We start from the raw sequence: 12250 nt of genomic DNA on the forward strand, positions 1-12250 counted from the left end.
AAACCACTCCCCGTCTTATAATGAGATGGGGAGTTATTTTATAAGGAGGTACGACCATGACACAACAAAATGACCTCTTGTCAGAGGATTCGGTATATAAGAAGAAACTGTTTTACGACAACGGAGTCCAGTTTAATCAGGTCAAGGCAAAGCTGATTACGGAGTACAAACCGCCGACGCCTTACCTGAAGACCCATGTCAACCAGACCTTGGCATCTTCTGCGGGACTTGTGCAGAACGGAACGTCTCATTATAACGCTACCCTAACCATGCTGTTTTATTCTAAGAAGGAATATGCCGACTGGCTTCAGTTCATCGGCTCTCAACATAAGTATTACGACGAGAAGGGTACAGTTTACATCGGCATCCTGACCGGAGAACCCGATATTAAAACCGCTGAGATGGAAACGAAGTACATCGTAACCATCGGCATGTCTCTCGTCCGCAAGCAAGATTTTGAGTACAAGTACATGACAGAGTTCATTGATATCGAAAACCATTGGGCAAAAAAGTATATCGACAATATGCAACAGCTTGGACTTGTCGCAACGAACTGGGAAGCAGACGGGGAGTCTGTTGTTTATTTCCGTCCGGACGAAGCGGCTACAAGAGCAGAATCCATTACGTTCCTTATGCGGACATATCGACACGTAGACAAGTTGCTGAGGGGGTATTAAGAAATGAAAAGATGGATTGACGTAGATCCGCTGGATTGGTATTACCGTGATACACTTGAGATTACCCGTTTGAGAACGGATTTGACGGGTGACGTAGAGGTTTTAAGCGGTATGACGTACAACGTGTTCAAAGAAGGGTACGAGCGAATGGTCAAGCGGTTCGTGACCGTAAGCGGACAGCAAGAGTTTCTTGTACCTGATTACAAATACCACGTGAACAATCCGGTGTTCGTCATCGTAAATGGGGTGGAGGTTCTTCCTGAGAAGGTAGAGAACGGAAAAGTGACAATGACCAACCCGCTGTCGGCGGGCATTGAAGTTGTGGTCATTGCTTATGGCATCCCTGATCGGAAAGATATCGGGTGTGTCAATACCCCTTACAACGAATCAGGCGACTACCGGATGCCACACGCTACCCTGAAGTATGCTTCTACATACCATTTCAGTTACAGCAACCAACCGGAGTCTTGTACAGTCCTTGGCGTGAAGCTGAAAAGACTTCTCGTCACCGTTGGCGCAGGAAGTGATGCGGGCGTGGTCATCCGGAACGCGATCGGATTTCAGCGTGACGTGTTTGTTATTCATAAAGGTGAAGTTTACTTGCCATACATGTACAATGGCTTCCCTGCTGTCATAGGGTATAACGCCGTAATTAAAAAGGTTAGTAGACGTACAAGTGAAACAGTCGTCGTGGAATCAGGGCGAGTGACGTACAACGATCGATTTTTCGGAGACGTTCGTATTCGTCGCGGAGACTTCTTCGCACTCATGAGCCGTATTTACGAGAATCTGCACAATCGGTACACCGACCGTGTATTCACCTACAATGATACGCCGCTGAGACCGATTGTGGATAAGGATGTTATTCTTTCCAAATGGTACTCGAACGATGTACTGACCCTGTTAGATGAAAAATTCCATGACGGGTGTTATGTGTTCCCGCTTTATGAAGATGGTAAGTTTGAACCGGAAGCATGTATTACAAGAGCGGAAGCCGTAACCTTCCTCAACAGATTGATCGAGTGGATTACGGAGAAATATAGATAAGGTAGGTGGCTTAAGTGGCTTATGTATCTAACGTTAATTACCCTTCAAGGCAATTGCTACAAGGAATTATGGAGCGTGTGAACGCGCTAGGGAACGAGCCTAGGGTAATCGTAGAGTTGGATAAAACATCATATGTACGGGGCTTTCGTAGAAAATACGATGCAGTCCAGTACGTTGTAGACAGTGCAGTGAATGATATGTTGTCCATCGACAAAGCGGAGAAGATTACGAACTACGTTGACGGTACGCTGGTTGATACCAGCACCGATCTGAGAAACGCAGACTTCTCCATGCCAATCAAAACAAGTTCAACGATGCACGGGAAAGAGAATGGCAAGCGTACCATCAACGGGATGTATATCACCGACTGGTTCGAGACAGACCCTCGCTGTTCCCGTAAGAAGCATAAAGGGATTGACCTTGATCTGGCGATGAACGACCCTGTATACGCTGTGTGGGCAGGTACAGTAACCATCGCCAGAACCTTGAGAGGGTATGGTAAAGTCGTCTACGTCAATCACGGAAACGGATGGCAGACAAGGTATGCTCACTTAAACAAAATCAGTGTTAGTGTGGGGGATAAGGTTAACGCAGGTGGTCTTGTAGGTCTGGGAGGCAACACCGGACACTCCATCTCCAGTGGTGGCGGTGACGGAACGCACTTACACTTTGAAGTACGATTTAACGACGTACCACAGAATCCTGAACCGTTCCTGCGGGGCAAGAAAACCATTCAGACAGCAAGCAAGAAAATTGACCGAAGGAACATTCAGGATGCTTCTGTTCTAATGGACGCTTCAGAGGTAATGGCAGACTCGACCTCCTACGTTGAATACAATATGGAAGCAACGGCATATGTATCAGATTGCCCCGGCTGTATTGGAATCACAAAGGGCGGAACTAACGTGAAAACATGGCAGAACTGGAAGATCATCGCGGTAGATCCCTCTCTTATTCCTTTGAAGAGTAAAGTGGAACTGATTGTCAATGGAACGAGTTGGGGAGAGTATCTTGCGGATGACACAGGCGGGGATATCAAAGGCAACCGGATTGACATTCTTTATGATACGAAGGCGAATGCCCTTAAGTTTGGAAGGCAGCCCGTTGTTGTAAGAGTCAAGTCTTGGGGCGATGGTAAACCAAGAACGTCAGACTCGGCGGGAGATGCCAGCATCGACAAGGAAATCGTCACGTACCAATACAACAGGACAACCACTAAACAAACCTACTTCAAGGATTTTACGACCAAGAAGACTACGCTTGATGTCAAGAAGTACACAGAGACAAACGGTGCTATTCAAATGACCGTTGTTGATGACAAGACTTCGATGAACGTTCTCGGATTTAACGGAACGGGCGGGGCAGGTCAGGTAAAGACGTTGGTTTTTGAGCATGATTGGTTTAAGGCAGGAAACCTTGGCTGGGCATACTTCTCTGACCTTGAACTGGATGACACGATGATCGTCACAGTTAATGATTACGAAGTAGTTCGTATCAACGGGGTTAGCGCTAAAAACGGAGTGGCATACCCACCTTCCATCCCGATGCCCAAAGGACATAACGTGGTGAAATTCACTTTCGCCAATTCCTCGAAAGCATCGAGAGGAAAGTTCGGTATCTTGTGGCTCAGAGCGAAAGAGTTCGATGTAGAGACCGTTGAGTCGAAGGCAATGTGGGACTTTGAAGATGGAATGAACAGTGCCAACCAATGGACTCCGTACAGCACGGTCATACAGAAGGACAAGGGAGATTATCAGGCAATCTCGACCAACGGGGGTGAAGCAGGTATCGAGCGGCTAGGTAAAATCAAGAAGTTTCCGTTTACGATTAACTTTAGCCTGAAGACAGCGGCAGGTACCAGCGGTAAGTTAGTTATAAGTGATGGAAAGAAGGGTTTTCTTCTGAACATCAAGAATGACCAAATTTATACTTCTGGTGGCGGCACGTATAAGCTCAATACGACTTCTGATTTTATCGAGTACACAGTAGTCTGCCATGACCAAACGGATATCGACGTGTATGTGAAGATAAATGATGTCTGGGTCAACACCGGAATCCGTGGGGCGGCATTCGACTATCCGTACCAAAGCAGAATCCTGTTTGCAGTGACGGATGGAACGATGTATCTCGATAGTGTGAAGTACTCTTCCAACGACTACGCCATCGAGCAACTAGCTACTGCCATTGGTGACACGTATGATGAGAAGTGGTACGAAGTTGGGGACTTCGTTTATGAGGACATGTACTCCATCGATAAGGACGTAATGAGTTGGGAAATCAACACACACCTCGATGCGACTATTAGTACCGCACGGCTAACGCTGGACAACTCTTCCGGTATTTATTCTCCATCTTGGGAGCGTAGACCAGAGTTCCCTGACTCATTTAAGACTGACAAGTCTCCGTTGAGTTATTACGAAGAAGGGGAACTGCGGCATGTTATAAGCGAGTACACTCCAATCAGGATTTATGCGGGATACGGGGAAGAAGTTGTCCGTGTATTCACTGGAATGATTAAAGGCGAAATTACGGAGAACTCCGAAGATAAGACCGTCTCGTTTAGCTGCGTAGACAGGTACGACATGCTTGAGGAATTTATCTTCTACAAGCCTATGCAGTACCCACCGGAAGAAGCTTATTCAGGAGATAGCGGGGCGTTCTCCTGGATTAAATCAAGCATTGTAGAAGACATTGTTGTCCATGCAGGAATGAGCACGTGGAAGTTTCATTCGGAGGATATGAGCAACCCTGACTACGTAATTGAGGACACAGTTTACATTGACGTGAACAAAGGGAAGGACACCTTCATGAAATTCAACAAGGAGAGCGGAGAACTTGAAGCCGTAACTCAGGAGAATATTATGGAAGTGGGCGGCTGGCAGAATCCGTTCGTGGCAAGTGTATCCTTCCCAATAGGTACAAACGCTTCAGATGCCGTACAGTCTCTTATCCAAGATATTCCTTACCGTGCCTACTGCGACAGGTATGGAACGTTCCGAATGGAGAAGATGGACTTCCTCGATTCACCAGACTGGGCTATGGTAGCGGGCATGAAGTGGGAGTTCATTGATGGAGAGAATCTACTGGAAGTTACTTCTTCTACGGATTACTCCCGTGTCAGAAATCACTTGATGATTTCCGGTACAGCAGGTATCGTGGAACACTTCTTCGACAAGTCTCTGATTATCGCAACCAAGGGAAATATCCGCACAGCGGGCGCGCAGTTGGATTGGATTGAAGAGATAGACGGAAACTCTTTGAGAGACTTGAAGGAGGATGTGGCCAATAAGATTTTCTTTGATTACAAACGTCAGGCAAGGACGAAGAACGTCGTGGTCAAAGGTAATCCGTTAATCGAACTGCTGGACTCTGTTTACGTATACGATTCCAAGACGTTCACTGCCAATTACTTCTTGGTTAAGGGGAACAGAATCGTCGGTAACAGCGATGGCATCGTCAACTACCTAGAGTTGACGTGGCAGTCTATATCAGAAGTAGGATAACCACATAGGCAGGGAGCACTTACGCTTAAGGCGCTAATTGTTCCCTGCTTTTTCTTATAATGCTATGGAAAGGTGAGGTGTATGCTATGGACACTAGAAACTTTGTAAACGCGAATGAAATCTATCCCATACTCGATTTAATTCGTAGGGAGATGAAGAAGTCCGGTCTGTACACTGGCGGCGATGATTTAACTGTCATGGATGCACTTGTAGAACCGAATGTAATTAACGTGGAAGCCCGCAGAGAATTGGCAGGTTATACTGCTCTCGTAACCTCTGTGGTGTACACATACGATAACGGTGTAATCGAAGTTCTGACCCTTGAACGGGATGAAAATTTAATCGTGGAAGGCTTTCTGATAGAGATTACATATCCTTCCTTGGTCAATGAGGAATTAGAAGAGGAAACGGATATCGCATCTTTCAGCACGGTTAGAGCGACTATTATTAGAGAGAACGGATTATTTAAGAATCTGGAACTCGAATATATTAAGGCGGTGTAGTGAATGTCTAGCGGAGCAAATTTTGCAAGTTATTTGGTAGGCGGTAGACTCGACCCTCCTTTTATGCCTACCAAAACTAACCCGTACATTGAAGGGATTATGATAGAGTCCCAAATGGCGGGAAAGGTTGAACACAAGCTGACCATTCAAGAGGATTGTGAGTTGCTTTCCGTTGCAGTCGGCGTATCCAACTATGAAGCAAGGGACTATTGGAACTTGTACGTAGGGGAACGGCTGGTGTGTAAGAACATTTACACGAAGGATTTACCGGAGGGTATGTACCTGACGGCGATTATCCCGTGTAAGAAGGGAACGCAACTTCACTTTGAGTTCTTCAATGAGGGCGGCAAGCCTAAGGTAGTATGGGCAAATTACCAAACTCTCAAATAGAAAGGAGGTGATGAAATGGCAGATACGTCTTACCAGCCAACGCCGTGGCTCGACACGACCATCAACGAAGAGTTCCTGCTAGAAGGGCTTGCTGGAATCATGACAACCAACGGCTGGTCAAAGGTAGCAGAGTTTACTAAGGTAGCCTACTCCAACAAGCTGACCAAGCCAACAATCAAGCGTTTCTACCTTCCGTTGGCTAACCCTGTAATAGATTTGCCGAAGGTACTAAACGATGATTACTACATCTTCCTTGATGGGGAGATTGCTCCAACATCCTATTACACGGCGGTTAAGAATACTGACGAAACCACCACGATTACCTTTGAAGCAGGGGTATCCGGTCAGGTAGCGATTTACTACAGTACGGTCGGCTCAGCGGACACCTTCGACTTCTATGTGACCAAGCACATCGTCGTCAGAAATATATCGGGAAACCTGTTCGGCATGGCGATGCTAGCTCACATTAATGAGCAGATCGGACGGACAGGCTGTAAAGTACCATTCGCAATCTATGACAAGAATGCCGATTACGGGACTCAGTTGACACCGCAGGACAGCGGCGTATTCTCTTGGGCTATTCAGAAGGCTAACGAAGATGCGCTCTTTGAGCGGCATACACTTTACTTTTACCAGCTTGAGAAGTGGATTGGAAACGGGAAGATGATGGTTGGGTGGGAGAATGTCAATGAATTGAAACGGGTGGCTTTGGATGTTGAGGTGCAGACAAGCATGTGGGGTCTGGACAACAATACAAACGCTCTTCAGTCAAGAATTACTGATTCCTTCCCTCAGATGTACCAGTCGCCAATAGTCACGTCCCGTACAAGAATCCCTCAGCTTGAGCACACAGAGAAGATTGCTTTCGTTGACGTAAAATTTACGAACTGGTGGGACGATAGTAAGGTGTTCGTCAAAGGATTCGTGGACGGTAAGTCGCTCATGCTGATTATCGTTGCGGACACTGCTCCGGTTTGGGATGACAACGCCGTACCTGCGATTCCTCTTTACATGGGAGACTTCGATGTGAACGGCTTGACAGAAGAGGTAATTAATCGGGACATCACGTTCGACTTCTACCGGAAGCAAACGAAGACTTCCACAATTATCTCAGGTAAACCAATGGTCAATGCAGGTTCGTATGTAAAGGTATGGCTAATGGGTGACACGGACGGCGACATGCCTGACGAAGCTGTCACGCTGACCATCGCAGGACAGGAGATCGGGAAGTTCAATACCATCGGGGCGGTAGAGCCGACAAGTAACAGGAACGATGCTGAGTTGATGGGGCAGTTCAATATCACGGGAATCGAGGGCATGTCCTCTGTGACCATTGAAGCAGTGAGTGGAGATGGAGTGAGTGGCTACACGCCGGTATCCGGCCGGATGTTTCTTGAGATTCATATCGAGACTAATCGAAACGCTGAAGGTACACCATCTGCCTTATTCTCGGGTACGGCATACAACAAGGACGGGGCTACCGCAGAAGCCTCTCTCAAGCAGTCCGGTAAGTTTAATTATGACGATGCCAGCATCAAGCAAGAGGTTTTGCTTCCTGTTATGAAGGAGTATCCGCACTTCCCAAGTAACGGTATTGACTCCATTATGGTCAAGCGAAATAAGTTCGGTGCAAGGTATCAGGCGCATTACCTGTCTTGGCATGTCCCTTCTAATTCTATGCCACCGCTAAGGGAAAATGCTGACAACCATAAGCACCCAAGGGCTTGGAAAGATTACATAAACGAGCAATACAAGTACCAGTTTAGTCCGTCAAGGTACAGCGGGAAAGCCCATTCATCCCGTGCACTTCTGGTTCATCCTGAAGATGGTACGTTCGGAACACTGCGAAATGTTATTTTAACCTCTCCCTTAACTATAATGAATGGTGACGAGTTAAAGGCTGTGAGAGATTACTGTGACGACGAGAACAGGTATGAGGTTTACTCTTACTATTTGGTCGAAGGAATCTCCCCACTGACAAAGAGACCTGCAACGCCATACAGACCTGCCGCTCTCGGCATCCTGAAGGCGGGGTACACTCTCCCTGAGATTCCTCCTGCACCGCCTGAACCCCCTGCTCTGATTCTGTCCATCGACCCTGCTTACTCAAGCATAGAAGAGGACACGGCAATCAAGTTCACATCGCTGTACAACAAGCATTCCCCGATTACGAATTACAAGTGGGAAGTGGCGAGTGATGTGAAAAAGGGCTTGTATACAGTCGATAATGCAACGTTTACGTTCAACAATGTCGGCACGTATTCGGTCAAGCTTACCGTGTGGAATGAGGTAGGTCAGCAGGCAACGGCTACGGCAACCATAACGGTAACTGCCAAATACGTGCCGCCACCACCGCCACCACCGCCACCGGCTAATACATTGCAGTGCGGTAAGCTGAATGATTCTGGCGGAGGGGCTTATACGGAGAAACTGCATGAGATGGGCAATTCATCTGGACGAGTCGTTGTCACCTACAACATGTATGGGGTAGCTGACCGTATGGATGTTTACTATCAGAACCAGTTGCTTGCCAGCACCAACAGGGAAGTATCTAACGGAGGTTCGCTCCAATTCCAGTACAGTCCTGTTGGCGGCGTAACACAAATAAAGGTGGTCATGTCCTCCAGTTCAGGGTCAGGTTCATCTTGGGAATACCTGGTAAACTGTCCTGTGTAACAGCAGGGCTTGCCATATAAAGCTAATAAGCAAAGGGGTGCTATTTAAATGCCATTTATCGACACAACTCCTGCATCGTTTACCCCAAAGGTAACGGAGCAGGATATTCAACCTCGGTTGGGAGAACTTCTTGCTACTCAAGGATGGGAGACAGTCGCTAACTTTAAGAAGGTGGTTTTTGACGCGGGTATTATGCGAAGCGGGTATAACGGTCTAGATTTGGCCGACATTCCAATCTACGTGGCAGAGCATTTCATTTACAAGAACACTGCAGGTAAGATGTTTGGTGTAGCTGTTCTTGGTACTTGGAATCAGAACCTTGGTCAACTTCGGAAGCTAAACAAGTCACCTGATTCCAAAGCTCCTGTTCCAGCAACACTTGCGGTGTTCTCGGAATGGGCTACAAATGAGTTCCGTAAGTATCGTTCCCCACAGACTCTGTACTTCTACATGGTCGAGAAGTTAGCGGGACTTATGCCTAACTACTCTGATGTAACACTGCCTTGGATTAACTCGGGCGACCTGAAAAGGGCGGCTCTGGATATCGAAGTAGAAGCGGCAGGTTGGGTAGCCACAGCCACAGGCTCAACGCCTAGCTTCACTGTATCTAAAGCTGAAGGTAGTCGGATGCAGTCTCCAATCATGCAAGCTGGTCTTCGTACCAACTTCTTGGAAAACTACCACGACGACAATATCAACTATGCGATTCAGAATACCAACTGGTGGGCTGACTCGGAAATTTCCATTAAAGGTCACTTGAACGGAGATAGCCTGTTCTTCATCATCCAATGTGACAACGTACCTGCACCGGAAGGAAACCTTGTTCCAATCATTCCACTTTACTTCGGTAAGCTGGAAAGCATTGAAGAAGGTGACGATGCCTACGCCATGTTCACAGGTAGTGTACCGATCGTGACACAGACAGGCTCAGCGGGGCTGACGGCCATCGCTGAATACGACTTCGATGACACGACGAAGAGACAACCGAACATCATGCCGCTAATGAAATCCTACCCCAAGTATCCTGCAAACGGATTGGATAACGTTATGGTCAGCCGTGGTAAACTCGGTGCTCGATATCAGGCATACTACCTGTCCTGGAACGCTCCAGCCAACGCCATCCCTCCAATGCGTACTTCGCAGGATGGTAAGCGGGACTACCCGCGGGCTTGGAACAACGCTGAGAATCCTCTTTACAAGTATTCCTTTAACCCTTCCCGATATAGCGGTAAAGTTCACACTTCCAAGCTATATGTGGTTCATCCAGAAGAAGGGGTGAGGGGAGCACTGAAAGACACCATCGCATTTTCGGCGCTATCCTTTAACGCAAATAAACTGCGTGTGAAGAAGGAGCACTGCCCTGACGAATTCGATGTATTCCGTTACTTCTTGGTTGAGGGTGTATCCCCACTGACAAGTAAACCGGGAACTCAGTATCGTCCAGCAGGTATCGGCTTGTACTTAAATACGGTAGATGACGAAGGTGTAGAGGTCACTCCGACACCTGCACCAACACAGCCTACAACCCCATAACAATATACCCCTGTCATTAATCCTATTAAAAACATCTTTTTAATTAGAATAATGGACGGGGGAATTCAAAACGAGAGGTGATTTATCGTGAGTTGGTTTGATGGAGATTCCACGATTCAGCTGTTCCCTAAAGACCTTGAAGCACTGTTTAACTCCAAGGGATGGGATACATTCATTAAGTACCGCTCCGTATCTCAAGACGGTACGAAGTTCGCAGATGTCCGCTTGTTCCGGTCTTTCGGCTCGGACAACCAAATGCGGAACTTCGGCATGGTTTATGGATACGGCAAAAAAAACAAGCCAACCTTGGGTGAGCAAGAATTTATTTCACAGAACTCCGTCCTGGGTGCGTTGCTTGTAAACGAGACATTAAACACGAAGTTCCACTTCCAAGTGTTCCCTGTACTCAAAGATTCCGTAATCGTCTATAAGAACGGTAACGCGGTTGCTTCGACTGACTACGTTCTGGATGAAATGAACGGTATCATCACTTTCACGTCCGCACCGTTGTCTACTGACGCAATTACAGCAAACTATTCCCCATCTCCAATCGCACCTCAGCCAGTGAAGCGTATGTACTTCTTCACATTCGATGATGTGCGGGGCGAACGAATCGTACAAGGCGTTAGCGGTTCTGTAGTAGTTGGTGACCCTGAATCCATTTTACCGGATGGTGATGGAACTCGTAAGTTGTTCCAAATCCCAACGGTGGCGACGATTAAAGCGGATACTGTAAGGGTTTATGTGAATCAGGTAGAACAGGATGCAAATGTATACACTGTTGACTACAGTAATAATAGTGTAACGTTTGTTGGCAAAGCACCGGACTCAGGGGCAGAATTACACGCATCCTACATCAGAATTCTAAATGCCACAGGAAACGAAACGCTGAATTACGGTGATATCACAGTCAAGAACTTTGATCCCGATAAACCGAATGATCTAATGAATGCTGTTTACTCTTCCATTTACTACATCTACCCATCTCTACCAACGGCATTGTCATTCACTCCATTGCAGAACTTTGATAGAGGATGGCAACGTGATAGTACGATGTACTATTGGGGGAATGTGACCAAAGACCGAATCGTAATGTTTTTCCGTCCAGATCCTACTCCGGGCGCTGAGAATACTTACTTCGCTCCGTTGTACATCGGGAGGCTAACGACTCTGGGTAAGTCTCCTCGTAAGAACAACGTCATTATCTCCGGTTGCCGGGAAGCCGATGAGGTTGTTTGGAAAAAGGATATGAAGTTAGGTGCAGTTTACGTGGACTACGGTAATAACACATCCAACGGAAACCGCGGGGTACAGCTTCAGCAGTCCATTGGCGGAACGTACTACCAACAACACTATCTTGCATTTATTACGCACGATAAAAACGTTGATGCGGGTGAATCACGTTTTAATCCATCGGTATACAGTGGTAAGTATCACATCTCGCCAATGTACATTGTTCACCCTAATGATGGTTTTGTAGGCAAGCTTGACGAATGTTACGCCGTACACCCTAAGAACATTTCCCAACTCGATGAACTTGAGGTCGTGGAGACATCCGACCATGAGGAAGTAGGCAAGGGGACTGGTTTTAATAAAGTATTCCATATGGCGCACTCACCTTCTCTGAAGGATGACGGCACTCCGTTTATGTTGGAAGTTCAGGTGGATTGTGTAGACCAAGTGCTCGGCACAGACTACACGGTTGATATCGAGACGAAGACAATCAACTTCCTTGAGGGAAAAGCACCTGCGGCTGAATCGGAAGTCCTTGCTACTTACGAGTACAAGCAACTTTACCGCTACACGTTGGCAGACACACCTGTCAGCCCGTTCACACTGGCTAACATGTCGCCGTTTGCTCCAATCGGTCTCGGCATCCTGAAAGAGACGCTGAAGAAGAACTCGTAATAAATAGCAAGGG

At 47.0% G+C, this 12250-nt stretch carries 8 protein-coding genes; all 8 read left to right on the top strand.

Translation table 11 applies throughout. The features are described from left to right. Positions 1–56 precede the first annotated feature (56 nt). A complete protein-coding gene (locus ACR8BL_RS00820; RefSeq protein ID WP_434750847.1) occupies positions 57–677 on the top strand; it encodes an S-layer homology domain-containing protein in 621 nt (206 codons plus the stop codon). A 3-nt stretch (positions 678–680) separates the two neighbouring features. Further along, the gene (locus tag ACR8BL_RS00825; RefSeq protein ID WP_434750848.1) at positions 681–1724 is read left to right on the top strand and encodes an S-layer homology domain-containing protein; all 1044 of its coding nucleotides are present in this window, start codon (positions 681–683) and stop codon (positions 1722–1724) included. Positions 1725–1738: 14 nt separating this feature from the next. Then, positions 1739–5227, top strand: coding sequence for a peptidoglycan DD-metalloendopeptidase family protein (locus ACR8BL_RS00830; RefSeq protein ID WP_434750849.1), 3489 nt, complete (start codon positions 1739–1741; stop codon positions 5225–5227). A gap of 86 nt (positions 5228–5313) precedes the next feature. Next, the gene (locus tag ACR8BL_RS00835) at positions 5314–5730 is read left to right on the top strand and encodes a hypothetical protein (protein WP_434750850.1); all 417 of its coding nucleotides are present in this window, start codon (positions 5314–5316) and stop codon (positions 5728–5730) included. Between the two features lie 3 nt (positions 5731–5733). Further along, positions 5734–6120, top strand: coding sequence for a Low copy number virion structural protein (locus tag ACR8BL_RS00840; protein WP_434750851.1), 387 nt, complete (start codon positions 5734–5736; stop codon positions 6118–6120). 15 nt (positions 6121–6135) lie between these two features. Continuing rightward, positions 6136–8796, top strand: coding sequence for a PKD domain-containing protein (locus ACR8BL_RS00845; RefSeq protein WP_434750852.1), 2661 nt, complete (start codon positions 6136–6138; stop codon positions 8794–8796). A 48-nt stretch (positions 8797–8844) separates the two neighbouring features. Continuing rightward, positions 8845–10329: a hypothetical protein gene (locus ACR8BL_RS00850; protein ID WP_434750853.1), complete on the top strand. Its 1485-nt coding sequence runs from the start codon at positions 8845–8847 to the stop codon at positions 10327–10329. 87 nt (positions 10330–10416) lie between these two features. Further along, entirely contained in the window at positions 10417–12237 is a 1821-nt protein-coding gene (locus ACR8BL_RS00855; RefSeq protein WP_434750854.1) for a hypothetical protein, read from the top strand. The last annotated feature ends 13 nt before the right edge of the window (positions 12238–12250 follow it).

Origin of the sequence: Paenibacillus amylolyticus (genome assembly GCF_051136285.1) — a bacterium.
Taxonomy (GTDB): domain Bacteria; phylum Bacillota; class Bacilli; order Paenibacillales; family Paenibacillaceae; genus Paenibacillus; species Paenibacillus amylolyticus_F.